The sequence below is a fragment of the Streptococcus sp. Marseille-Q5855 genome, from assembly GCF_946901985.1.
Classification (GTDB): Bacteria; Bacillota; Bacilli; order Lactobacillales; family Streptococcaceae; genus Streptococcus.
This window is the reverse complement of the sequence record NZ_CAMPPR010000006.1, coordinates 240,504-263,280: the sequence shown is the minus strand read 5'-3', so window position 1 is coordinate 263,280 and position 22,777 is coordinate 240,504. Positions and strand designations below refer to the sequence as shown.

The 22,777-nt window shown below is 38.9% G+C and carries 20 protein-coding genes; 12 read left to right on the top strand and 8 right to left on the bottom strand.

Annotation, left to right across the window (positions count from 1 at the left end; all coding sequences use genetic code 11):
• Window positions 1-3 precede the first annotated feature (3 nt).
• From OC529_RS07720 to OC529_RS07700, 5 genes are all read left to right on the top strand, one after another.
• Window positions 4-1,569: an extracellular solute-binding protein gene (locus OC529_RS07720; protein ID WP_262081891.1), complete on the top strand. Its 1,566-nt coding sequence runs from the start codon at window positions 4-6 to the stop codon at window positions 1,567-1,569.
• Window positions 1,570-1,774: 205 nt separating this feature from the next.
• On the top strand, window positions 1,775-2,419 hold the full coding sequence (locus tag OC529_RS07715; RefSeq protein ID WP_173213399.1) for a DUF624 domain-containing protein: 645 nt from the start codon (window positions 1,775-1,777) through the stop codon (window positions 2,417-2,419).
• On the top strand, window positions 2,416-4,629 hold the full coding sequence (locus OC529_RS07710) for a glycoside hydrolase family 31 protein (protein WP_262081890.1): 2,214 nt from the start codon (window positions 2,416-2,418) through the stop codon (window positions 4,627-4,629). Before OC529_RS07715 ends, OC529_RS07710 begins: the two co-directional genes overlap by 4 nt.
• A gap of 397 nt (window positions 4,630-5,026) precedes the next feature.
• Window positions 5,027-6,499 (top strand): peptide MFS transporter, encoded by a 1,473-nt coding sequence (locus OC529_RS07705; RefSeq protein ID WP_262081889.1) that lies wholly within the window; start codon window positions 5,027-5,029, stop codon window positions 6,497-6,499.
• Window positions 6,500-6,664: 165 nt separating this feature from the next.
• The gene (locus tag OC529_RS07700) at window positions 6,665-6,904 is read left to right on the top strand and encodes a hypothetical protein (protein WP_262081888.1); all 240 of its coding nucleotides are present in this window, start codon (window positions 6,665-6,667) and stop codon (window positions 6,902-6,904) included.
• A gap of 65 nt (window positions 6,905-6,969) precedes the next feature.
• Here the strand turns inward: OC529_RS07700 and OC529_RS07695 are convergent, their stop codons facing one another.
• The 6 genes from OC529_RS07695 to OC529_RS07670 are packed head-to-tail and all read right to left on the bottom strand — an operon-like array spanning window position 6,970 to window position 9,387.
• Window positions 6,970-7,446, bottom strand: coding sequence for a glutathione peroxidase (locus OC529_RS07695; protein WP_262081887.1), 477 nt, complete (start codon window positions 7,444-7,446; stop codon window positions 6,970-6,972).
• Window positions 7,443-8,021, bottom strand: a complete 579-nt coding sequence (locus tag OC529_RS07690) for a DUF3278 domain-containing protein (protein WP_262081886.1) — start codon at window positions 8,019-8,021, stop codon at window positions 7,443-7,445. The genes OC529_RS07695 and OC529_RS07690 overlap by 4 nt, the downstream gene beginning before the upstream one ends.
• A 26-nt stretch (window positions 8,022-8,047) precedes the next feature.
• Entirely contained in the window at window positions 8,048-8,371 is a 324-nt protein-coding gene (locus tag OC529_RS07685) for a hypothetical protein (RefSeq protein WP_262081885.1), read from the bottom strand.
• A 10-nt stretch (window positions 8,372-8,381) separates the two neighbouring features.
• Window positions 8,382-8,624, bottom strand: coding sequence for a hypothetical protein (locus tag OC529_RS07680; RefSeq protein WP_262081884.1), 243 nt, complete (start codon window positions 8,622-8,624; stop codon window positions 8,382-8,384).
• Between the two features lie 10 nt (window positions 8,625-8,634).
• The gene (locus tag OC529_RS07675; RefSeq protein ID WP_262081883.1) at window positions 8,635-9,177 is read right to left on the bottom strand and encodes a DUF3278 domain-containing protein; all 543 of its coding nucleotides are present in this window, start codon (window positions 9,175-9,177) and stop codon (window positions 8,635-8,637) included.
• Window positions 9,178-9,192: 15 nt separating this feature from the next.
• On the bottom strand, window positions 9,193-9,387 hold the full coding sequence (locus OC529_RS07670) for a helix-turn-helix transcriptional regulator (protein ID WP_001082470.1): 195 nt from the start codon (window positions 9,385-9,387) through the stop codon (window positions 9,193-9,195).
• 165 nt (window positions 9,388-9,552) lie between these two features.
• Between OC529_RS07670 and rsmH the strand changes: the two genes are divergently transcribed.
• The 5 genes from rsmH to OC529_RS07645 all read left to right on the top strand — a co-directional run bounded on the left by rsmH (window position 9,553) and on the right by OC529_RS07645 (window position 16,620).
• Window positions 9,553-10,503 (top strand): 16S rRNA (cytosine(1402)-N(4))-methyltransferase RsmH, encoded by a 951-nt coding sequence (gene rsmH, locus OC529_RS07665; RefSeq protein WP_000159425.1) that lies wholly within the window; start codon window positions 9,553-9,555, stop codon window positions 10,501-10,503.
• A gap of 11 nt (window positions 10,504-10,514) precedes the next feature.
• Window positions 10,515-10,832 (top strand): cell division protein FtsL, encoded by a 318-nt coding sequence (gene ftsL, locus OC529_RS07660; protein WP_137995949.1) that lies wholly within the window; start codon window positions 10,515-10,517, stop codon window positions 10,830-10,832.
• Between the two features lie 3 nt (window positions 10,833-10,835).
• Window positions 10,836-13,088: a penicillin-binding protein PBP2X gene (gene pbp2X, locus OC529_RS07655; protein ID WP_262081882.1), complete on the top strand. Its 2,253-nt coding sequence runs from the start codon at window positions 10,836-10,838 to the stop codon at window positions 13,086-13,088.
• 1 nt (window position 13,089) lies between these two features.
• Window positions 13,090-14,070 (top strand): phospho-N-acetylmuramoyl-pentapeptide-transferase, encoded by a 981-nt coding sequence (gene mraY, locus OC529_RS07650; RefSeq protein ID WP_261077464.1) that lies wholly within the window; start codon window positions 13,090-13,092, stop codon window positions 14,068-14,070.
• A 444-nt stretch (window positions 14,071-14,514) separates the two neighbouring features.
• Window positions 14,515-16,620, top strand: a complete 2,106-nt coding sequence (locus OC529_RS07645; protein WP_262081881.1) for an ATP-dependent Clp protease ATP-binding subunit — start codon at window positions 14,515-14,517, stop codon at window positions 16,618-16,620.
• 60 nt (window positions 16,621-16,680) lie between these two features.
• Here OC529_RS07645 and OC529_RS07640 read toward each other — a convergent pair whose 3' ends face one another.
• Complete coding sequence (locus OC529_RS07640; RefSeq protein ID WP_000032547.1) at window positions 16,681-17,163, bottom strand: S-ribosylhomocysteine lyase; 483 nt, start codon at window positions 17,161-17,163, stop codon at window positions 16,681-16,683.
• 94 nt (window positions 17,164-17,257) lie between these two features.
• A complete protein-coding gene (locus tag OC529_RS07635) occupies window positions 17,258-18,742 on the bottom strand; it encodes a DUF1846 domain-containing protein (RefSeq protein WP_262081880.1) in 1,485 nt (494 codons plus the stop codon).
• 152 nt (window positions 18,743-18,894) lie between these two features.
• Here OC529_RS07635 and OC529_RS07630 point away from each other — a divergent pair, with 152 nt between their 5' ends.
• Together OC529_RS07630 and OC529_RS07625 are read left to right on the top strand one after the other, a co-directional pair.
• The gene (locus OC529_RS07630) at window positions 18,895-20,502 is read left to right on the top strand and encodes a glycoside hydrolase family 13 protein (protein WP_262081879.1); all 1,608 of its coding nucleotides are present in this window, start codon (window positions 18,895-18,897) and stop codon (window positions 20,500-20,502) included.
• Between the two features lie 195 nt (window positions 20,503-20,697).
• Complete coding sequence (locus OC529_RS07625) at window positions 20,698-22,653, top strand: peptide ABC transporter substrate-binding protein (RefSeq protein ID WP_262081878.1); 1,956 nt, start codon at window positions 20,698-20,700, stop codon at window positions 22,651-22,653.
• Window positions 22,654-22,777: the final 124 nt, after the last annotated feature.

Sequence of the window (22,777 nt, the reverse complement as noted above, 5' to 3'; positions counted from 1 at the left end):
AACATGAAACATAAATCATTTACATATTTGTTCTTAGGAACAGTTACACTTGCTGGCTTAACAGCCTGCGCAAATTCCAATAATGCGAATAAGGACGATAAGTCTGGAGAAGATTCTTATAAAATCACAACTGTTCGTTGGTCTGACTGGGGAGAAGATTATCATAAAGGTTTTCTAACAGATTCTGCCAAGGAAGCAGGTATTGATGTTAAATGGGACACACTTGTAGCTGCAGATTGGGCAGACAAGAAATCTGTTTTGGTTGCTAGCGGAGATTTACCAGATGCATTTTTAGGTTCAAATGCTTTTACAGATTCAGAAATTGCTCAGAACCAATCTTTGTTTATTCCATTGGAAGATTTAATCAAGGAAAACATGCCAAATTTAACTAAGGCTATGGAGAAAGAACCTAAGATTAAAGCGATGATTACTTCACCAGATGGTCATATCTACAGCCTGCCTAAAAAATTACCGATGCGTCCTACTGTAGCTAATCAGCTATTTATTAATAAAAAGTGGCTAGATAATTTAGGATTAAAGGTTCCAGAAACGTATGATGATTTAGTAAAAGTACTACAAGAATTTAAGGATAAAGATGCGAACGGAAATGGAGACGCGTCTGATGAAATTCCATTTGGAGCAGGAAACTTTGATCCAACATTCTCATATATTCTTCCGTTCAATAATCGTTTAGGTGCAGATAATACATATGAAATGTCTGTAAAAGATGGAAAACCAGTCTACCTTCGTACAGAAGAAAGTTATAAACAAGGGATTGCAGCAATGCATGAAGCTTATAAAAAAGGTTTGATTGATCCGGAAATCTTTACAGAAGATACCTCTATGAGTGTAGCAAAACGTATGGATAAGGGAGTATCTAGAGTAGGTGTTTCTAGTGGTTGGACAGCAGATGCAACGTTTGGCTTACATTCAAGTGAATATATTGCTCTACCTGCTTTAAAAGGTATGGATGGTAAACAATATGTCTTTTCTGATCCAGATCATTACAACTATGGTCGAAATGAAATTTTGATTACAAATAAGAGCAAAAACCCTGCTAAATTATTGAAATGGTTGGATAAATTATATACAGATGAAGCAAGTATTCAGAATTTCTATGGATCATTTGGAATAGCTACTGAAAAGAATGGTGATAAGTTTAAAGTGTTACCTCCTAAAGATGGTAAATCAGCTGATGAATGGGCATGGATTAATTCACTTCGAGATTTTGGTCCTAAATACGTAAGCGATGATATCAATAGTCGCGTAGAAATCGATCAAACACAAGGTGATGGATTGAAATTGAAGATGGAGCAAGATTTGAAACAATTTGCGTTGCCAGCTTACCCTAATGTGATTTATTCACAAGAAGAGCTTAACAAATTATCATCAATCTATGTGAGTATTGAATCTTATGTCAAACAACAAGCATCTAAATGGGTAGTTGAAGGTGGCATAGAAAAAGAATGGGACTCATACAAAGAAACTCTTAAGAATATGGGATTGGACGAATTTATGAAGATTCAACAGGAAGCATATAATCGTTACCAAAAAGAAGTAAAAGAGTAATACTTTATATGAACTCTTGGTTGTATAAACAAGGGACTAGCTAATTACAGGAAGCGAGACTGATAACATCAAATGATCTCGCTTCCTTTATTCTAATTTTTAAAGAAATTTGGAAATGTTTTTTAAATAATTTAGGTAATATTTTTGTGCAACTGACATTATAAAATATAGAGTTAAGGCAATCGATTTTATGGAGATATCTATTATGCAAAAATTATTTTCATTAGATGGAAAAGTGGTTAGAATTTTAACTTTTTTGACAGATTTAATTATTTTAAATACTCTATTTATTGTTAGTTGTATTCCAATAGTTACAATTGGGGCATCATTAACTTCTCTTACGACAATGTGGTATCGTATTTTAAAAGGTAAAGATACCGATATTGCTTATCATTATTTTCGGATCTTTAGACAAAATTTTAAACAATCAACTTTTATTTGGTTGTTTATCCTCCTAATAGAATTACTTTTATATGTGAACTATTGTCTTTGGGGCTATTCAAGTTTATTTTCAGAGTATAGTTTATTGTTAGTGTTGCCCTTTTTATTTGTTATAATACTTTTGATGAGTGTTATTTTTACCTATATTGGTCTATTTAAAGATAATCTAAAAAATAGTATTGTAAATAGCGTATTAATTTGTATTTTAAATCCAATACAAGCTATCATGTTGGTTTTATTTAATATTTCTGTACTGTATATGAGTTTTAGTAGTCCAGAACGAGTTTTAACAGCTATTTACGTATTTACATTTGGGGGATTTGCTTTTTGCGGATTGATGAATGTAACGATAACAAATAAAATGTTTGATAAGGTAAAGAAATTTACTAAAAGGAGGAAAACAAAGTGAAAATTTTTAAGGGAGAGTTTTATCGAATCTCTGTATTAACAGACAAGCTAGTAAGGTTAGAATACTCTCAAACTGGAAGTTTTGAGGATAGAACGACACAACTTATCTATAATAGAGATTTTGGCCAAGTTTCGTTAGATTATATCGAGACATCAAACGTACTAGATATTATGACGGACTATTTTCATCTGCACTTTAATAAAGGAGAATTTAACGCCGAAAATTTATTTATAGAATTAAAAGGAAATTTTGCCGTATATGGTAGTCGCTGGTATTTTGGTGAATCTATTGAAACGTTAAAAGGAACAGCTCGGACTCTGGATGAGGCAGATGGAGCAATCTCGTTAGAAGATGGAATTATTAGCAGAAATGGTATAGCCTTATTGGATGATTCTCAAGGATTTATTTGGGATGAACAGTCTGGTTATATTGAGAGAGAAAATCAAATTGACCTGTATTTCTTTGCCTATGGGCATGATTATAGAGGAGCAATCAGAGACTTTTACCATTTGACTGGTTCAACACCCTTGTTGCCAAGATATGCTTTAGGCAATTGGTGGAGTAGGTATTGGCCTTATACGTCGGATGAATACTTGGATTTAATAGACAGATTTGAAACAGAGAAAATTCCATTATCTATCGGTGTGTTAGATATGGATTGGCATATAACTGACATTCCAGCACGTTTTGGAAGTGGCTGGACAGGATATAGTTGGAATAAAAACTTAATACCTAATCCAGAACAGTTATTGCAACAACTTCATGATAGAAAGTTAAAACTCTCCTTAAATGTCCATCCTGCTGATGGTATACGGGCTTATGAAGAAGCTTATCCTCGAGTTGCCAAACGATTAGGGTTAAATGTAGAACTAGAAGAACCTGCTATTTTTGATTTTTTTAATCCATCTTTTAGAGAATCCTACTTTAAAGATGTTCATTATGAGCTAGAAAAGCAGGGAGTAGATTTTTGGTGGATTGACTGGCAACAAGGGACACAAGGAATCTTGGATCCACTATGGCTTTTAAACCATTATCATTATCAGGATAGTTGTAAAAATGCAGAAGGTGGTTTGATTTTATCAAGATATGCAGGGCCTGGTAGTCACCGATACCCTGTTGGTTTTTCAGGGGATACTATTATTAGTTGGAATTCCTTAAGATTTCAACCTTATTTTACAGCGACTGCATCTAATATCGGTTATAGTTGGTGGAGTCATGATATTGGTGGACACATGCTGGGGAATTATGACGAAGAGCTACAAACCAGATGGCTACAGTTTGGCGTTTTTAGTCCGATAACTCGATTACATAGTTCTAGAAGTCCCTTTAATAGTAAAGAACCTTGGTTTTTTTCAGAAACAACATCTAAGATTATGAAGAAATACCTTCGTTTGAGACATCAGATGATTCCCTATCTATACACTATGAATGTAAAGACACACGAGGAAGGTGCCCCATTAATCAGCCCAATGTATTATTTCTACCCAGAGAATGATGAGAGTTATAATGTTCCAAATCAATACTTTTTTGGAACAGAACTGATGGTGGCTCCCATTGTAGAAAAGATGGATTTGGCATTCCAATCTGCAAAAGTGGATGTATGGTTCCCTGAAGGTGAATGGTATGACTTCTTTTCAGAGAAAAAATATACAGGTGGTGTGAAGTTGAGTGTTTATAGAGACATTTCGACTATACCTGTGTTTGCAAAAAGTGGTGCAATCATTCCCCTGGTTGGTTCTGAGATAGATATGGGTGTTGATTTACCTGAAGTTGTAGATTGGTATGTATTCCCAGGCGAACAACATTCTTTTGAAATGATTGAAGATCAAAATGGTCAAAGATATAAAACAAGATTATCAATCGACTGGGAAATGGGGATGGTAGAGCTAACATTACAAGGAGATTCTAGTATCGTTCCAAGTAATAGAAAACATAGAATTCATTTTAAAGGAACGAATGTGTCTATGATTGAATTGCCAAATAAGAATGATACAGCTAGATTTGAATGTAAAGATAATAAAACGACATCTCTGAATGATGAAGTTTTCAGACTACTAAAGACGGCTTCTCTTCCATATGAATTAAAAGATAGATTGTTAAATCAATTCATCAATGCGAAAAATTCTCATGAGTTAATGAATATCTTGCATCATCAGGATAAGGAATTGAGAGGGCGTTTGTTGGAAATGATATTTACTAATGAAAACTAATTGAGAAATTTCGTACACAATTTCTATTATTTGATTACTAATTATTTATTTTTTAATGTGTAACAGTTTTACATCTCTATGCTTATTGGCTTGTATTTTAGTAATTACAAGTTTGGCATAGGGATGTTTTTTGTTTACTGAAGAGGAAAGGATAAGTATGTTTCAAGGTTTGAAACATTTTTAAACGAAACAATAGCAAATTTTTAAAGGTGATTTTTCAACGTAACTTCCACTTGCCTGGCTGAAGTGGAAGTTAGTCTGAAATGGATTTCTATGATGGAATTAAGTATGAGACGTGTGATTTTTTCAGAAAATTTTCTAAAACAAACAGGATTTGTTTGACATTTATTTGAAAATTCTGTAAAATGAATTATTATATCGTTCAAGGAGAATATATATGGAAAAACAGAAAACATTTTTTGGACATCCTATGGGCTTGTCCACCCTCTTCTTTACAGAGATGTGGGAACGCTTTTCTTACTATGGGATGCGAGCTATCCTACTTTACTATATGTACTATAGTGTGCAAGATGGTGGGTTGGGGATGGATAAGACCACGGCTGCATCGGTTATGGCGATTTATGGCTCGCTGGTATTTTTGTCCTCGGTTATTGGTGGTTTTGTCAGTGACCGTATTTTAGGAAGCCGTAAGACTGTCTTTTACGGTGGGATTCTGATTATGCTAGGGCATATTGCTTTGGCAACACCTTTTGGACAAGTGGCTCTCTATCTTTCTATTGCCTTGATTATCTTTGGAACTGGATTTTTAAAACCCAATATCTCAGATATGGTGGGGGGAATTTATGAGAAAGAGGATGATAGACGGGATGCAGGTTTTAGTATCTTTGTCTTTGGTATTAACTTAGGTGCCTTCGTTGCCCCTTATTTAGTAGGTTATCTAGGTCAGGAAGTCAATTTCCATCTAGGTTTCTCATTAGCTGCCATTGGGATGTTCTTTGGTCTGGTGAAATATGTTTTAGATGGGAAGAAATACCTGCCTGAATCAAGTCTTTACCCCACTGATCCACTTTCACAGAAGGACCAGCAGACCTTGATTAAACGCTTGCTACTTACACTTGTCATGGTTATTCTGGTGATTATAGGCTTAGTCTTTACTCACCAATTTAACGTGGATATGATTGTTAATATCTTTACAGTGATTGCGGTAATCATTCCAATCTACTATTTCTTCAAAATTTTATCTAGTCAGAAAATAACTGCTACTGAGAGATCCCGAGTATTTGCCTACATTCCTTTATTTATCGCTGGAGTACTCTTCTGGTCTATTGAGGAGCAGGGGTCTGTTGTTCTCGCTCTATTTGCGGATGATCAAACTCGACTTTACTTTAATGTATTTGGGAATCAGATTCATTTCCCATCTAGCTTTTTCCAAAGTATCAATCCACTTTTCATTATGATTTATGTGCCGATTTTTGCATGGTTGTGGGGGAAAATGGGTAAAAAGCAACCGTCCTCTTCTAAGAAATTTGCTTACGGTTTATTAGCAGCAGGTTTATCCTTCTTGTGGATGATGTTACCAGGGATGCTCTTTGGGACAGATGTTAAGGTCAGTCCTTTCTGGTTGATTATGAGTTGGGCTATTGTGATTGTGGGGGAGATGTTGATTTCGCCTATTGGTCTATCAGTCACTACTAAGCTAGCACCAAAATCCTTCCAAGCACAAATGATGTCTATCTGGTTCTTGAGTAACGCTGCTGCCCAAGCTATCAATGCTCAAATTGTAAAATTTTATACAAGCGAAACTGAAGTGGCTTACTATGGAATTGTTGGAGGAATTACGATTGTATTCGGTATTATCTTACTCTTCTACGTTCCACGTATTGAAAAACTAATGTCTGGTATCAAATAGAGAAAAACTGGAATTTCTGTAAGAATTCTAAAAGTTAGAGCAATTATTCATTCAAAGGATTTAGTTCTGTATTGCATAGAGCTAAGTCCTTTTTGTTTGATGAAAATTCATGATGTTTATGATATTCCTAGTAGACATTTATTCATTTGTTCTATTTAATACTCAATGAAAATCAAAGAGCAAACTAGGAAACTAGCCTCAGGCTGCTCAAAACACTGTTTTGAGGTTGTAGATGAAACTGACGAAGTCAGCTCAAAACACTGTTTTGAGGTTGTAGATGAAACTGACGAAGTCAGCTCAAAACACTGTTTTGAGGTTGTAGATGAAACTGTCGAAGTCAGTAACCATACATATGGCAAGGCGACGTTGACGCGGTTTGAAGAGATTTTCGAAGAGTATAAGTAAAAGCTAATCAAAAAATCTCACTATTCATCAGGCTAAAAGAAACCTAATCATAGTGAGATTGTGAATTATAGTAGAGTTTGTATGGCCTCTTCAATTTGTTTTGGGTCTGTTTTGGAAGAGAAGCGTTCAAAGACCTGCCCATCACGACCGATGAGAAACTTAGCGAAATTCCATTCGATTCGTTTTCCTAGTGGGCCAGATTTCTGGTCTTTCAACCAAACATAGAGGGGATCCGCCTCCTTACCGTTGACCTTGATCTTGGCAAAACGTGGGAAAGTGGTTTGATAATGTAGGCTACAGAAGGCGTTGATTTCCTCTGCGCTACCTGGTGCTTGTCCCATAAACTGATTGCAAGGGAAGTCTAAAATCTCAAAACCTTGTTCTTGATAGCGATCATAGAGTTCTTGAAGTTCTTGGTACTGGGGCGTTAAACCACATCCGGTAGCAGTGTTGACAACCAAGAGAACTTTCCCACGATAGGCATCTAGTGGAGTTTCTTGATTGTCTTGGTTCAAGATTGAAAAATCGTATAGTGAAGTCATTGCTTGCTTTTCTCCTTTTGTTTGGTATTTTTAGGAGTTTTCTCCTCCTGTAATGATAGAAATCCGTAGGTCAGAGTTCCAAAAATGCTACCGATAATGAGGCCATACATTAGGAAAGGACCACTTTTATCAAATTGTATGAGCAACTTTCCAAAATCTGAAAAGGACATCTGCTGAACGAAGACTTTATGAAAGATGAGTAGGGTAAAGAGGCCAATCTGAAGACCGATAAATACAACCCAGCTTCGAAATTTGATTTGGGCTTTGCTGTAGGTTTTGAGGATGATTTCTGACTTGTCATCTTTTTCCAGATGGAGTTCTTTGACGGCTCTTTGAGTTTTTAAAGTAATGAAAAAAATGAGTCCAGAGTAAACGTAGGGCATGGCATAGCGAACGGCCTCTATGAAGCGTCCAAATAACAGATAAAACAAGAAGAGAAAGAAGGAAGAATAAACGATTTGAACCATAGAACGGGCACAAGCTTTGTAGATAATCTCTTGTCTGCATTCATCAAAAGGACCCTGAATGTGAAAGAGATTTCGAAGTAAGCGAGTGGTTAAGTCATCTTTTTTCATACTAGTAACCTCCTAAATGAGCAGTTTTACTGATTTTCTTTTACGAATTGATAGAGATAATAAAGATAAGTGATAGAAGAAAGGCTAGCGATAGTCAGCAGTAAATAATATTTCCAATCGCTTGAGATGAGCATCAGTTGTGGTAAAGATAGAATCATAAAGCATAGTGCTAAGTTGAGTATGCGTGTTTTTTGGGAGTCAATCTTTAGATAAGTCAGTCCTTTGTTAAGGGCTGGAATAAAGACTAGCACGAGGAATATCTCTCTGATTAAGTTCCCTGAAATGATGATGAAGATGAGCAGAGAACTGAACAAAAGATGATAGGTAAGTAAAGTTAGTAATGATTTCATAGGGCACCTCTTAATCATGGTCTTTTTTAGCTCTTGCAATACGAAGTGAGTCGACAATATGTATCATCACTCCGAAAAAGAAAGCTCCCAGTATAGTTTTAAAAATATGTTTTGTATTTAGAAGAGAAGTGATAAAATTTGGATTTTCACTTGTTAGGGTATCAATGAGTGGAATTATAAAAAATATCACTGTTCCATAAATCGAACCTGCTTTCAGACCAGGATAACATAACTGTTTCTTTTCTTTTTTCATTAGTTGGCTCCTAATCATTATCCTGATCTTTCTTGGCTTTTGCAATGCGACGGGAGATGAGGAACTGTATGCTTGCTCCGAAGAAGATAGAACCGAGAATGCTTGATACACCATTTCTTATAGTGAGAAGAGAATGGAAATAGTCCTGACCTTCACCTATGAGTATACCGAGAAGAGGAGTTATAAAAAACATCCATAGACCAAAGACCAAACCTGCTTTCAGACCAGGGGAATGTAGTTGCTTGCTTTCTTTCTCACTCAGCATATCTGGATCAATAGCTGTAATCCCTGTTTTTTGCATTTGATAGGTGAGATATCCAGCAGCGATGAGGGCAATCACTAAAATCAGAGGAGGATAGATTAGAGCCACTTCTTGAGGATATTTATAGGCCAGAAGGAGTGGAATAAGATTTCCGAAAATCATCAGATAAAAGAGGAAGATAAAGACTTGATTGCCGATACGATCAGCCTCGCGTCGTTTGTATTCGTCAAGTGGATCAGAAATACCGTATGTGCGTTTGATGAGTTTTTCAGTAAAGGTTTCTTTTTTCATGAGTTTGCTCCTTTTTTAAAAATCATCCTCCCAAAAGAGACTGTTGAGGTCAGTTTGGAGGCTGCGGGCGAGATTGAGACAGAGTTCCAGGGTTGGATTGTACTTGTCGTTTTCAATCATATTGATGGTTTGTCTCGAGACACCGATATCCTTGGCGAGTTCGAGCTGGGAAATGCCCAGTTCCTTGCGAAATTCTTTCACACGATTCATCTGGACTCCTTTCTGATTTGTGTCGTATATATTTGACTATATTATATTCTTCTATGGAGTGGATGTCAAGCATATTTGACATATTTCTTAAAGAAATCTTACTTTTTTTGCCCTATTTGTCTGACTAGTGCAAGCTAGTCGGATTTGTGGTAAAATAGATAAGATATGACAAAAGAATTTCATCATGTAACGGTCTTACTCCACGAAACGATTGATATGCTTGACGTAAAGCCTGACGGTATCTACGTTGATGCGACTTTGGGTGGAGCAGGCCATAGCGAATATTTATTAAGTAAATTAAGTGAAAAGGGCCATCTCTATGCCTTTGACCAGGATCAGAATGCCATTGACAATGCGCAACAACGCTTGGCACCTTACATTGAAAAGGGAATGGTGACCTTTATCAAGGATAATTTCCGTCATTTGCAGGCACGTTTGCGTGAAGCTGGTGTTCAGGAAATTGATGGGATTTGTTATGACTTGGGAGTGTCTAGTCCTCAATTGGACCAGCGTGAGCGTGGTTTTTCTTATAAAAAGGATGCGCCACTGGACATGCGGATGAATCAGGATGCTAGCCTGACAGCCTATGAAGTGGTGAACCACTATGACTATCATGACTTGGTTCGTATTTTCTTCAAGTATGGCGAGGATAAATTCTCTAAACAGATCGCGCGTAAGATTGAACAAGCACGTGAAGTGAAGCCAATTGAGACAACAACTGAGTTGGCAGAGATTATCAAGTCTGCTAAACCTGCCAAGGAACTTAAGAAGAAGGGTCATCCTGCTAAGCAGATTTTCCAAGCTATTCGAATTGAAGTCAATGATGAACTGGGAGCGGCAGATGAGTCCATCCAGCAGGCTATGGATATGTTGGCTCTGGATGGTAGGATTTCAGTGATTACCTTTCATTCCTTAGAAGATCGCTTGACCAAGCAATTGTTCAAGGAAGCTTCAACGGTTGAAGTTCCAAAAGGCTTACCCTTCATCCCAGATGATCTCAAGCCCAAGATGGAATTGGTATCCCGTAAGCCAATCTTGCCAAGTGCAGAAGAATTAGAAGCCAATAACCGCTCGCACTCAGCCAAGTTGCGCGTGGCCAGAAAAATTCACAAGTAAGAGGAAAAAAGATGGCAGAAAGAATGGAAAAAACAGGTCAAATACTACAGATGCAACTTAAACGGTTTTCGCGTGTGGAAAAAGCTTTTTACTTTTCCATTGCTGTAACCACTCTTATTGTAGCAATTAGTATTATTTTTATGCAGACCAAGCTCTTGCAAGTGCAGAATGATTTGACAAAAATCAATGCGCAGATAGAAGAGAAGAAGACAGAGTTGGATGATGCCAAACAAGAGGTAAATGAATTGTTGAGGGCAGAACGCTTGAAAGAAATCGCAAATTCTAAGGACTTAAAATTGAATAACGAGAATATTCGATCAGCGGAGTAAGATATGAAGTGGACAAAAAGAATAACCCGATTTGCGATTAGAAACCGTAAATCTCCAGCAGAAAACCGTAAAATAGTAGGGAAGTACATCAGCTTGTTAGCTGTCGTACTTTTCGCTGTCTTTTTGGTCAATTTTGCTGTTATAATCGGGAGTGGTAGTAAATTTGGAACGGATCTAGTCAAAGAGGCTAAGAAAGTTCACCAAATAACCCGTACAGTCCCTGCCAAACGTGGGACTATTTATGATCGAAATGGAGTGCCTATCGCTGAAGATGCGACCTCTTATAACGTCTATGCTGTTATTGATAAAAAATACAAGTCAGCAACTGGAAAAATTCTTTATGTAGAGGATTCGCAGTTTAATAAGGTAGCTGAAGTCTTCCATAAGTATTTAGACATGGATGAAGCTTATGTGAAAGAGCAATTAGCTCAACCAAATCTGACCCAAGTTTCCTTTGGTTCGAAGGGCAATGGAATTACCTATGCCAATATGATGGCTATCAAAAAAGAGTTGGAAACTGCAGAGGTCAAGGGGATTGATTTTACAACCAGTCCTAATCGTAGTTACCCAAACGGACAATTTGCTTCTAGTTTTATCGGTCTAGCTCAGCTCCATGAAAATGAAGATGGAAGCAAGAGTTTGCTGGGAACCTCTGGAATGGAGAGTTCCTTGAACAGTATTCTTGCAGGGACAGACGGTATTATTACCTATGAAAAAGACCGTGTAGGAAATATCGTACCAGGTACAGAACTGGTATCGCAACAAACTGTGGATGGCAAGGATGTTTATACAACATTGTCTAGTCCGCTACAATCTTTCATGGAAACTCAGATGGATGCCTTTCTAGAAAAGGTAAAAGGTAAGTATATGACCGCGACCTTGGTCAGTGCAAAGACCGGTGAAATCCTCGCTACCACCCAACGACCTACCTTTAATGCAGATACTAAAGAAGGAATCACTGAGGACTTTGTTTGGCGTGATATTCTTTATCAAAGTAACTATGAACCAGGATCAGCCATGAAGGTTATGACGTTAGCTTCTTCTATTGATAATAATACCTTCCCAAGTGGAGAATACTTCAATAGCAGTGAATTTAAAATAGCGGATGCGACGACTCGAGATTGGGATGTTAATGAGGGTTTGACTACTGGTGGGATGATGACTTTCTTACAAGGTTTCGCTCACTCCAGTAATGTTGGAATGAGTCTACTTGAACAAAAAATGGGAGATGCTACTTGGTTGGATTATCTAAAACGCTTTAAATTTGGGGTTCCAACTCGCTTTGGCTTGACAGATGAATACGCTGGTCAACTTCCAGCTGATAATATTGTTAGTATTGCTCAAAGCTCATTTGGGCAAGGAATTTCAGTGACACAAACACAAATGCTTCGTGCCTTTACAGCTATTGCTAATGATGGAGTTATGCTGGAGCCAAAATTTATAAGTGCTATTTATGATACTAACAATCAGTCTGTACGAAAGTCTCAAAAAGAGATTGTAGGAAAACCTGTATCTGAAGATACAGCAAGCTTGACTCGTACTAACATGATATTAGTTGGGACGGACCCTCTATATGGAACTATGTATAATCACTACACAGGAAAGCCAATTATAACAGTTCCTGGACAAAATGTAGCAGTTAAATCCGGTACGGCTCAAATCGCTGATGAGAAAAATGGAGGATACTTGGTTGGTTCTACCAATTATATTTTCTCAGCTGTGACTATGAATCCTGCTGAAAATCCTGATTTTATCTTGTATGTAACGGTTCAACAACCTGAACATTATTCAGGTATCCAGTTGGGAGAATTTGCCAATCCTATCTTGGAAAGAGCAGTGGCTATGAAAGATTCCCTTAACCTGCAATCTACCTCTAAAACGTTAGATCAGGTAACCAATCAAAGCGCCTATGCCATGCCTAGCATCAAGGACATTTCACCTGGCGATTTGGCGGAAGCCTTACGTCGCAATATTGTGCAACCAATCGTTGTAGGAACAGGAACGAAGATTAAAGAATCATCTGTAGAAGAAGGGACAGATCTTGCACCTAACCAGCAAGTTCTCCTCTTATCTGATAAAGCAGAGGAAGTTCCAGATATGTATGGTTGGACAAAAGCAACCGCAGAAGCTTTTTCTAAGTGGTTAAATATAGAACTTGTATTTGAAGGTTCAGGCTCTACTGTGCAGAAGCAAGATGTTCGTGCTAATACAGCTATCAAGGACATTAAAAAAATTACATTAACTTTAGGAGACTAATATGTTTATTTCCATCAGTGCTGGAATTGTGACATTTTTACTAACTTTGGTAGGAATTCCAGCCTTTATCCAATTTTATAGAAAGGCGCAAATTACAGGCCAGCAGATGCATGAGGATGTCAAACAGCATCAGGCAAAAGCTGGCACGCCTACAATGGGCGGTTTGGTTTTCTTAATTGCTTCTGTTTTGGTTGCTTTCTTTTTTGCCCTATTTAGTAGCCAATTTAGCAATAATGTAGGAATGATTTTGTTCATCTTGGTCCTTTATGGACTTGTCGGATTTTTAGATGACTTCCTCAAGGTCTTCCGTAAAATCAATGAGGGGCTGAATCCTAAGCAAAAATTGGCTCTTCAGCTTTTAGGTGGGGTCGTTTTCTACCTTTTCTATGAGCGTGGGGGCGATATGCTTTCAGTCTTTGGTTACCAAGTGCATCTAGGGATTTTCTATATTCTTTTCGCCCTTTTCTGGCTAGTCGGTTTTTCAAATGCAGTCAACTTGACAGACGGCATTGACGGTTTAGCTAGTATTTCCGTTGTGATTAGTTTGTCTGCCTATGGAGTTATTGCCTATGTGCAAGGTCAGATGGATATCCTACTAGTGATTTTTGCCATGATTGGTGGTTTGCTTGGTTTCTTTGTCTTTAACCATAAGCCTGCTAAGGTCTTTATGGGAGATGTGGGGAGTTTGGCTCTCGGTGGAATGCTGGCAGCTATTTCAATGGCTCTCCACCAAGAATGGACTCTCTTGATTATCGGAATTGTTTATGTCTTTGAAACAACTTCGGTTATGATGCAAGTCAGTTATTTCAAAATGACTGGTGGTAAACGTATTTTTCGTATGACGCCTGTGCATCACCATTTTGAGCTTGGAGGATTGTCTGGTAAAGGAAATCCTTGGAGCGAGTGGAAGGTTGACTTCTTCTTTTGGGGAGTAGGACTTCTAGCAAGTCTCTTGACACTAGCAATTTTGTATTTGATATAAGAATGGCACTCTGATGTTTCAGGGTGTTTTTGCTTTTTAAAAAAATATTGGTCAATTAAAGTCAAATCTCTTGACCTTTTCTGACCAATGTAGTATATTATGAACGTAAGGTAAATGAAAGCCTTACTCGAACGCTTATATTCAATGAAAATCAACGAGCAAACTAGGAAGTGCTCAAAACACTGTTTTGAGGTTACAGATAGAACTGACGTGGTTTGAAGAGATTTTCGAAGAGTATTATTTAAAGTAAAATAGAAAGAGGTGGGGTCTATGTTTAATCTAGAAATCTTCAGAAGTAAAGATAGTCTACTCCTGCTTGAAAAAGAAAAACCAGAAATAGTACCTAGAGTAGCGATTTAGCTAGTCTAAATTTTTTAAAACAAAGGTCAAAGATAGTCAATATCAGTAATAATAACGAAGAAATACAAAAAAGAGGTAAAGAATATGAACAACAATTTTAATAATTTTAACAACATGGATGATTTATTTAACCAATTGATGGGTGGTATGCGAGGATATAGTTCTGAAAATCGTCGCTACTTGATTAATGGACGTGAAGTCACACCTGAGGAATTTGCTCACTATCGTGCAACGGGTCAATTGCCAGGAAATGTAGAAGTTGATGGCCGAATGCCACAACAGGCTTCAAGTATGAAACAAGACGGTGTCCTTGCTAAACTAGGTCGAAACTTGACAGCAGAAGCTCGCGAGGGCAAGTTGGATCCTGTTATCGGACGAAACAAGGAAATTCAAGAAACGTCTGAAATTCTTTCACGCCGTACCAAGAACAATCCTGTTTTGGTCGGAGATGCAGGTGTTGGTAAGACAGCAGTTGTCGAAGGTCTAGCACAAGCGATTGTGAATGGTGATGTTCCAGCTGCTATTAAGAACAAGGAAATTATTTCCATTGATATTTCAGGTCTTGAGGCTGGTACTCAATACCGCGGTAGTTTTGAAGAAAACGTTCAAAACTTAGTCAATGAAGTGAAAGAAGCGGGAAATATCATTCTCTTCTTTGATGAAATTCACCAAATCCTCGGTGCTGGATCTACTGGAGGTGACAGTGGTTCTAAGGGGCTTGCGGATATTCTCAAACCAGCTCTCTCTCGTGGAGAATTGACAGTGATTGGGGCAACAACTCAAGACGAATACCGTAATACCATCTTGAAGAATGCTGCTCTTGCTCGTCGTTTCAACGAAGTCAAGGTCAATGCTCCTTCAGCAGAGGATACATATAAAATCCTTCAAGGAATTCGTGACCTCTATCAACAACACCACAATGTCATTTTGCCAGACGAGGTCTTGAAAGCAGCAGTGGATTATTCTGTTCAATACATTCCTCAACGTAGCTTGCCAGATAAGGCTATCGACCTTGTGGACGTAACGGCAGCCCACTTGGCAGCTCAGCATCCTGTAACAGATGTGCATGCTGTTGAACGTGAAATAGAGGCAGAAAAAGACAAGCAAGAAAAAGCTGTTGAGGCAGAAGATTTTGAGGCGGCTCTAAACTATAAAACACGCATCGCAGAATTGGAAAAGAAAATCGAAAACCACACAGAAGATATGAAAGTGACTGCAAGTGTCAACGATGTGGCTGAGTCTGTAGAACGAATGACGGGTATTCCAGTGTCACAAATGGGAGCATCAGATATCGAACGTTTGAAAGATATGGCTCATCGCTTGCAAGATAAGGTAATCGGCCAAGATAAGGCAGTTGAAGCTGTAGCCCGTGCCATCCGTCGTAACCGTGCTGGTTTTGATGAAGGTAATCGCCCAATCGGTAGCTTCCTCTTTGTAGGACCCACTGGGGTTGGTAAGACGGAACTTGCTAAACAATTGGCACTGGATATGTTTGGAACCAAGGATGCGATCATCCGTTTGGATATGTCTGAATACAGTGATCGAACAGCCGTTTCTAAGCTAATTGGTACAACAGCAGGATATGTGGGTTATGATGACAATAGCAATACCTTAACAGAACGTGTTCGTCGCAATCCATACTCTATCATTCTCTTGGATGAAATTGAAAAAGCTGATCCTCAAGTCATTACCCTTCTCCTCCAAGTTTTGGATGATGGTCGTTTGACAGATGGTCAAGGGAATACAGTAAACTTTAAAAACACTGTCATTATTGCGACTTCAAATGCTGGATTTGGCTATGAAGCCAACTTGACAGAAGATGCGGATAAACCAGAGTTGATGGACCGTTTGAAACCATTCTTCCGTCCAGAATTCCTCAACCGCTTTAATGCAGTTATCGAGTTCTCACACTTGACGAAGGAAGATCTTTCTAAGATTGTGGACTTGATGTTGGCTGAAGTCAACCAAACCTTGGCTAAGAAAGACATTGATTTGGTAGTCAGTCAAGTGGCTAAGGACTATATTACAGAAGAAGGCTACGATGAAGTCATGGGTGTTCGTCCACTCCGTCGTGTGGTTGAACAACAAATCCGTGACAAAGTCACAGACTTCCACTTGGATAACCTTGATGCTAAACACCTAGAAGCTGACATGGAAGATGGTGTTTTGGTCATTCGTGAAAAAGCCTAAGACAGGATTTTGAGCATAAAAAAGAAGGAGCCAGCTGAAAAACTGGTTCCTTTTTTACGTTTAAATCACATGACGTTCAAAGGCATCATCTGAAATCCCTTGTTCAAGGATGAGTTTTGCCCATTCTTTAGCAGAGAAGAGGCTGTGATCCTTGTAGTTTCCGCAAGATTCGATGGTTGTTCCAGGGACGTCTTCCCAAGTAGTAGTTTCAGCGATTTCCTTGAGCGAATCCTTGATAACAGCCGCGATTTCAGCACTGGTGTGACGTCCCCACATAATCATGTGGAAGCCTGTGCGGCATCCAAATGGTGAACAGTCAATCATGCCGTCAATACGGGTGCGGATGAGTTTTGCCAAGAGGTGCTCGATAGTGTGAAGACCAGCAGTAGGGATAGAGTCTTCATTTGGTTGCACCAAGCGAATATCATAATTGGAGATGATGTCTCCCTTTGGTCCTGTTTCTTCCCCAATCAAGCGAACATAGGGTGCTTTAACAATGGTGTGATCAAGTTCAAAACTTTCAACAATAACTTCTTTTGACATGGTAAATCCTTTCAGTTTTCTTCTTTCATTATAACATAAAGCTAGCTCTTGAGGCAGAGAGAAAACCTCTCCGAGGGTGGAGAGGTTCAAATCGTTATTTACGATACAAGCGGTCGTATTGGTAATATGGGTCAAAGGTTACGTTGATATCCAGTTTACGAAGGACATTCTTGTCTTCATCAGTCAAGATGATGGTTGAGTGGGCTTCGCTTCCTTTGAGGTTGCCAAGCTCTTCCATAGCACGAGCGGCATCAGGATTTTCTGTAGCTGTGATGGCAAGAGCAATCAGGATTTCATTTGAATGAAGGCGTGGATTGCGACTACCGAGATGATCGATTTTAAGACCTTGGATTGGCTTAACAACTTCAGGCTCGATTAGTTTTACTTCTTTAGCGATGTCAGCTGATTTCTTAATGGCGTTAATCAAGGCAGCTGCTGTAGGCCCAAAGAGTTCAGAATTCTTACCAGTCACGATTTCCCCGCTTGGCAATTCAAGAGCTAGGGCTGGTCCGCCAGTTTCTTCTGCTTTTTGACGGGCAACGACAGCAACCTTACGGTCTGCAGGTGTGATACCGAGGTCGTTCATGAGCAACTCGATTTTCTTGACAGCAGACTCGCCCACCTTTTCGGCTTTGAAGTCAAGAACTGTTTGATAGTAACGGCGGATGATTTCTTGTTTAGAAGCTTCGACAGCAGCCTCGTCATCTGTAATAGCGAAACCAACCATGTTGACACCCATGTCTGTCGGAGAAGCGTATGGTGATTCTCCGAGAATGCGCTCCAACATGCGCTTGAGCACTGGGAAAATTTCGATATCACGGTTGTAGTTGACAGTGGTCTCTCCGTAGGTTTGGAGATGGAAGGGGTCAATCATGTTGACATCATCAAGGTCTGCGGTTGCAGCCTCGTAGGCCAAATTGACTGGGTGATGAAGGGGAAGATTCCAAACTGGGAAGGTTTCAAATTTAGCGTAACCAGACTTGATACCATTGATTTGGTCGTGGTACATATTTGACATACAAGTTGCCAATTTTCCAGAACCAGGTCCAGGAGCTGTTACGACGATCAAGTTGCGACTGGTTTTGATGTAGTCGTTTTTCCCCATACCTTCTGGGGAAATGATGTGATCCATATCTGTCGGATATCCTTTGATTGGATAATGAAGATAAGAATCAATTCCATTTTTCTCAAGTTGGTTGCGGAAGGCATCTGCAGCTGGTTGACCAGCGTACTGTGTGATGACCACTGAGCCGACAAAAATTCCCAATTCATTGAATTTGTCAATCAAGCGAAGAACTTCTTGGTCATAAGAAATGCCCAAGTCCCCACGTGCTTTAGAGTGCTCGATATTGCTAGCATTAATAGCGATCACAACCTCGACCTGTTCTTTCAATTCTTGCAAGAGCTTGATTTTGTTGTCAGGCTCATAACCAGGAAGGACACGAGCAGCGTGGAAATCTTCTAACATTTTACCACCAAACTCCAAGTAGAGCTTGCCGTCAAATTGATTAATGCGCTCCAAAATGTGGTCGCGCTGTAGATTCAAATATTGTTCAGAACTAAAAGCTTGTTTTTTCATTTTTTTACCTCTGACCTCTATTATAATAAAAAATTGGAAGTTAGGAAACTATGGAGTTAAAAAAGGAATCAAAAAGATTAGGCAAACGCTTGCACAAAATTCCGAAAAGCGCTATCATAGACTGTAGATTATTAAAATAATGAGGTAAGAAGATGCAAGAAAAATGGTGGCACAATGCTGTAGTCTATCAAGTTTATCCTAAGAGTTTTATGGATAGTAACGGAGATGGAATTGGTGATTTGCCTGGAATTACTAGTAAGTTAGACTATCTAGCCAAGTTAGGAATTACAGCGATTTGGCTTTCTCCTGTTTATGACAGTCCTATGGATGATAATGGCTACGATATTGCTGATTATCAAGCGATTGCGGCTATTTTCGGGACTATGGAGGACATGGGCCAACTGATCGCGGAAGCTAAGAAACGTGATATTCGTATCATCATGGACTTGGTGGTCAATCATACCTCAGATGAACATGCTTGGTTTGTCGAGGCCTGTGAAAATCCTGACAGTCTTGAGCGAGACTACTACATCTGGCGAGATGAACCAAACGACTTAGATTCTATTTTTAGTGGATCAGCTTGGGAATACGATGAAAAGTCAGGTCAATACTATCTCCACTTTTTCAGCAAGAAACAGCCGGATCTCAACTGGGAAAATGAAAAACTTCGCCAGAAAATCTATGAGATGATGAACTTCTGGATTGATAAAGGCATTGGCGGTTTCCGTATGGATGTCATTGATATGATTGGTAAAATTCCTGATGAGAAAGTAGTCAATAATGGTCCTATGCTCCACCCTTATCTCAAGGAGATGAATCAGGCAACCTTTGGAGATAAGAATCTCTTGACAGTAGGGGAAACATGGGGAGCAACGCCAGAGATTGCCAAGCTCTACTCTGATCCAAAGGGGCAAGAATTGTCTATGGTTTTCCAGTTCGAACACATCGGTCTTCAGTATCAGGAAGGTCAGCCTAAATGGCACTATCAAAAAGAGCTGAATATTGCTAAGTTAAAAGAGATTTTCAACAAATGGCAGACAGAATTAGGAGTTGAGGAAGGCTGGAATTCGCTCTTCTGGAACAATCATGACCTTCCTCGTATCGTCTCAATCTGGGGAAATGACCAGGAATACCGCGAAAAATCTGCCAAAACCTTTGCGATTTTGCTTCATCTCATGAGAGGGACACCTTATATCTACCAAGGTGAGGAGATTGGGATGACCAACTATCCGTTTGAAACACTGGACCAAGTAGAAGATATTGAATCCCTCAACTATGCGCGTGAGGCTCTTGAAAAAGGTGTTCCAATGGAAGAAATCATGGACAGTATCCGTGTCATTGGACGTGACAATGCCCGTACCCCTATGCAATGGGATGAGAGCAAAAACGCCGGGTTCTCAACAGGTCAACCTTGGTTGGAGGTTAATCCAAACTATCAAACAATCAACGTTCAAGAAGCGCTGGCAAATCCAGATTCTATTTTCTATACCTATCAGAAACTGGTTCAAATCCGTAAGGAAAACAGCTGGCTGATTCGAGCTGACTTTGAATTGCTTGAAACGGCTGATAAGGTCTTCGCCTATATCCGTAAAGATGGGGACCGTCGTTTCCTAGTTGTGGCTAACTTGTCCAATGAAGAGCAAGACTTGACAGTAGAAGGAAACGTCAAATCGGTCTTGATTGAAAACACCCTAGCTCAAGAAGTCTTTGAAAAACAAATCTTGGCTCCATGGGATGCTTTCTGTGTGGAATTGCTATAAATATTTTTTACAGAAAAATTTAAAATTGAAATCGTATAAAAACAAGGGAGGACTGTATGAAAAGCAGAAATCCTTTGTTTTTTTATAACCAAGGTTTATAAACTTTCATTCTCAAAATTCAATTAACTTTACAAATTCCCACTATTTTGGTAAAATAAACTTATGTTATAAAAACTAACATAAAGGAGAAAGAAGATGACTACAAAAAAGCGTGTCCTTAGTGCAGGCCTGACTGTTGCAGCTGCTTTGCTTTTAGCCGCTTGCGGACAATCAGGTTCAGATACAAAAACTTACTCATCAACCTTTAGTGGAAACCCAACTACATTTAATTACTTATTAGATTATTACGCTGATAATACATCGATTATAACCAACCTAGTTGATGGTTTGCTTGAAAATGACAATCACGGAAACCTAGTTCCATCTTTGGCAGAAGACTGGTCTGTTTCAAGCGACGGTCTGACTTATACCTATAAACTGAGAAAAGATGCCAAATGGTTCACGGCTGACGGTGAAGAGTACGCCCCAGTCAAGGCTCAGGATTTTGTGACAGGTATCAAGTATGCAGTGGATAATAAATCACAGGCCATTGATTTGATTCAAAACTCGATCAAGGGCTTGAATGATTATATTACAGGAGCGGATTCTGACTTTTCTAAGGTTGGGGTGAAGGCCATCGATGACCAGACTGTTGAGTATACTTTGACACGCCCAGAACCTTACTGGAACTCAAAAACAACCAACAGTATTCTTTTCCCGGTAAACGAAGAGTTTCTAAGTTCAAAAGGGAAAGATTTTGGGACCCTATCTCCAGATAGCATTCTCTACAGCGGACCTTATTTGTTAAAAGATTTCACATCAAAATCATCGATCGAGTATGTGAAAAATCCGCATTACTATGATCATGACAAAGTATCAATTGAACATGTGAAATTGGCTTATTTTGATGGCTCAGACCAAGAATTGACCATCCGTAACTTTGAAAGTGGAGCTTATTCAATCGCTGGGGTTTATCCAAATAGTTCAAACTTTGCTAAGACTAAGGAAAAATATAAGGATAATATCGTCTATAGCTTGCAGGACAAGACTTCTTGGTATTTTAATTTCAACGTCAACCGTAAGGCTTACAACCATACGTCTAAAACGACAGACGAGCAGAAGAAGTCAACGGAGACAGCTGTCTTGAACAAGAACTTCCGCCAAGCGGTGAACTTTGCCTTGGACCGCACAGCCTATTCCGCTCAGTCAAATGGGGAAGCAGCTAGTAAGACCCTTCGGAACACACTGGTGCCTCCTACATTTGTCCAAGTTGGAGACAAGACCTTTGGAGAAGTAGTTGCTTCTAAATTGGTCAACTATGGCACAGAATGGTCAGGTATTAACTTGGCAGATGCTCAGGATGCCTATTTCAACAAAGAAAAGGCTCAAGCAAAATTTGCGGAAGCTAAAAAAGAATTGGCAAGTCAAGGTGTGACTTTCCCTATTCACTTGGATGTTGCAGTTGATCAGACAAGTAAAAATGCTGTGACAGGCATGAACTCAGTTAAGCAGACCCTTGAGTCAGTTTTAGGTGCTGATAACATTGTCATTGATGTTCAACAACTTTCAACAGATGATTTTAATAATGTAGCCTTTTTAGCGCCAACACCAGCTGATCGTGACTATGATTTGAACTTTGATGGCTGGGTAGGTGACTACCAAGATCCGTCAACTTATCTCAATCCTTTCAATGCAGAGGATGGGTTCTACCTCAAGATCTTTGGTCTAGATGCCCAGGAAGATAAAGCTAAGATTGCTAGCTTGGGGCTTGATACTTACACCAAGATGCTCAAAGATGCAGATAGTGAAAATAAAGATGTGGCCAAACGCTATGAAAAATATGCTGAAGCACAGGCTTGGATGATTGACAATTCTCTGATTATGTCAGCTATGTCAAGTGGTGGCACAGCATCTGTAACAAAAGTAACGCCATTTACAAGAGGGTATTCATTGGTTGGTATCAAGGGTGATGGCAATAACTACAAGTACATGAAACTGCAAAAAGATACTGTGACAACCAAACAGTATGAAGAAGCTAAGACTAAATGGGAGCAAGAAAGCAAAAAAGCAATTGAAAAAGCTCAAAAAGAAGCAGAAAAACATGTTAAATAGTTAGAAATAGCCTTTTCAAGCAAAATCATAAAGACAAACATCAGTTTTGGTGCTTGTCTTTTTAAATCACTCGGCTATTGAAAACTAAGAAATGATTTGTTTTGTGCTAAAATAGATTGAAACT

What these genes read in the sequence shown, in the direction of transcription:
- mraY (WP_261077464.1), top strand. Translation starts at nt 13,090, where the DNA reads ATGTTTATTTCCATCAGTGCTGGAATTGTGACATTTTTACTAACTTTG.
- rsmH (WP_000159425.1), top strand. Translation starts at nt 9,553, where the DNA reads ATGACAAAAGAATTTCATCATGTAACGGTCTTACTCCACGAAACGATT.
- OC529_RS07625 (WP_262081878.1), top strand. Translation starts at nt 20,698, where the DNA reads ATGACTACAAAAAAGCGTGTCCTTAGTGCAGGCCTGACTGTTGCAGCT.
- OC529_RS07630 (WP_262081879.1), top strand. Translation starts at nt 18,895, where the DNA reads ATGCAAGAAAAATGGTGGCACAATGCTGTAGTCTATCAAGTTTATCCT.
- OC529_RS07690 (WP_262081886.1), bottom strand. Translation starts at nt 8,021, where the DNA reads ATGAAAAAAGATGACTTAACCACTCGCTTACTTCGAAATCTCTTTCAC.
- pbp2X (WP_262081882.1), top strand. Translation starts at nt 10,836, where the DNA reads ATGAAGTGGACAAAAAGAATAACCCGATTTGCGATTAGAAACCGTAAA.
- OC529_RS07645 (WP_262081881.1), top strand. Translation starts at nt 14,515, where the DNA reads ATGAACAACAATTTTAATAATTTTAACAACATGGATGATTTATTTAAC.
- OC529_RS07695 (WP_262081887.1), bottom strand. Translation starts at nt 7,446, where the DNA reads ATGACTTCACTATACGATTTTTCAATCTTGAACCAAGACAATCAAGAA.
- ftsL (WP_137995949.1), top strand. Translation starts at nt 10,515, where the DNA reads ATGGCAGAAAGAATGGAAAAAACAGGTCAAATACTACAGATGCAACTT.
- OC529_RS07680 (WP_262081884.1), bottom strand. Translation starts at nt 8,624, where the DNA reads ATGAAAAAAGAAAAGAAACAGTTATGTTATCCTGGTCTGAAAGCAGGT.
- OC529_RS07715 (WP_173213399.1), top strand. Translation starts at nt 1,775, where the DNA reads ATGCAAAAATTATTTTCATTAGATGGAAAAGTGGTTAGAATTTTAACT.
- OC529_RS07640 (WP_000032547.1), bottom strand. Translation starts at nt 17,163, where the DNA reads ATGTCAAAAGAAGTTATTGTTGAAAGTTTTGAACTTGATCACACCATT.
- OC529_RS07720 (WP_262081891.1), top strand. Translation starts at nt 4, where the DNA reads ATGAAACATAAATCATTTACATATTTGTTCTTAGGAACAGTTACACTT.
- OC529_RS07705 (WP_262081889.1), top strand. Translation starts at nt 5,027, where the DNA reads ATGGAAAAACAGAAAACATTTTTTGGACATCCTATGGGCTTGTCCACC.
- OC529_RS07635 (WP_262081880.1), bottom strand. Translation starts at nt 18,742, where the DNA reads ATGAAAAAACAAGCTTTTAGTTCTGAACAATATTTGAATCTACAGCGC.
- OC529_RS07670 (WP_001082470.1), bottom strand. Translation starts at nt 9,387, where the DNA reads ATGAATCGTGTGAAAGAATTTCGCAAGGAACTGGGCATTTCCCAGCTC.
- OC529_RS07700 (WP_262081888.1), top strand. Translation starts at nt 6,665, where the DNA reads ATGAAAATCAAAGAGCAAACTAGGAAACTAGCCTCAGGCTGCTCAAAA.
- OC529_RS07685 (WP_262081885.1), bottom strand. Translation starts at nt 8,371, where the DNA reads ATGAAATCATTACTAACTTTACTTACCTATCATCTTTTGTTCAGTTCT.
- OC529_RS07675 (WP_262081883.1), bottom strand. Translation starts at nt 9,177, where the DNA reads ATGAAAAAAGAAACCTTTACTGAAAAACTCATCAAACGCACATACGGT.